This window comes from Desulfococcus sp. (assembly GCF_050178255.1).
Lineage (GTDB): Bacteria > Desulfobacterota > Desulfobacteria > Desulfobacterales > Desulfococcaceae > Desulfococcus > Desulfococcus multivorans.
Genome location: NZ_JBFXGG010000054.1, coordinates 20,109 through 21,412, shown reverse-complemented (window position 1 = coordinate 21,412; position 1,304 = coordinate 20,109). Strand labels below are relative to the sequence as shown.

At 56.1% G+C, this 1,304-nt stretch carries 1 protein-coding gene; it reads right to left on the bottom strand.

Going from position 1 to position 1,304, the window contains the following annotated elements; genetic code table 11:
• Positions 1-867: FAD-dependent oxidoreductase (locus tag AB7S84_RS11095; RefSeq protein WP_428154483.1), on the bottom strand; the 867-nt coding region annotated here is incomplete at its 3' end.
• Positions 868-1,304 lie beyond the last annotated feature (437 nt).

Here is a 1,304-nt window from a genome sequence, read left to right as displayed (position 1 = left end):
CTCATTTACGGTGATGCCGCGTTTGGTGGCTTCGATTCCGGCACTGTCCAGTTCCAGGGCGTCGATGTTCGGGGCCCGTCCGGCACCATGCACGACGAGATCCGCTTCAAACCGGCGACCCCCTTCCGTTGTGATGCGGAAGGCCCTGTCGGTCTTCTCGATTCCCAGAATGCCGACGTTGGTATGGATATCGATGCCTGCTTCGGCGGAGGCGGCCGACAGAAGAGCGACCATTTGCTCATCGAAAGGCCCCAGGGGGCGGGAGGCCACTTCCAGTATGATGCAGTGGATGTCCGAAGGACCCAGCCGGGCGGCGAAATGGGCGAATTCGAATGAGATGAATCCGCCGCCGATAAAGACGATGCGGGAGGGAAGGCGGTCCAGTTCCATGAACTCGCTGCTCGATATGATGTGATCAGACCCATCGATGGGCAGCGACATGGGGACCGCACCCACGGCGAGAACGATAAAGCGGGCGGTCAACTCTTCCCGGCCCACGGCGACGGACTGTGGCCCCGTAAAACGAGCTTGCCCAGGGATAAAATCGATGCCTGCCTTTTTCAGGCCGCTTACCGTTTTTGAAGGTACGGATGCGGTAAACCTGTTTTTTGCATCCCGCAGGGCCGACCAGTCGGCAATCGCCGGCGACGTTATGCCGATGCCCGAAAGGTGGCGCGATCGGGCCACGGCCTCGGTCCCTTCATAGAACCATTTCTTGGCCTGGCAACCGCTGAGGGCGCAGGTTCCCCCCGGTCGATCGCTGTGTTCAACCAATCCCACTGAAAATCCATTGCGGTTCAATTGATAAGCTGCGGTTTGCCCGGCCGTACCCGAACCGACGACCAGGGCATCATATCGTTTGGACATGTTCACCTCCATGTGTCGGATGACATCCGACAGGATGTTTTTTCATTTGAACGCCTCAACTTTCGATTTTCATAGGCCGTATCCTCCCGGCGCCTCTTTCCGGTCATCGTCATGAAAGTCGACAGTTGAATGAATTCGTTTCATAAGTTACGGCATGGCATCAAAAAGGTCTCGATATACGATCCTGTCTGCGTGAAAGCCGTCTGCGATCCAATAACCGGAAGCGGTGTCGCTTTTGCAACCCTCCAACGGACCGCCCCCGGGGGGATGATGATTCTCTTGCAAAACCGTTTTTCGCAGACGGCCGCCATTCAGTGTCTCGGCTGCAGGCGATCCTCCTGCAGAAAACGAGAACACATGGGGCGGCTTAAAAAGCGATATAGGGTACTGACCGGATTTCCAACAACAGGGTTTTAAAGATATTATAAAGTATATAC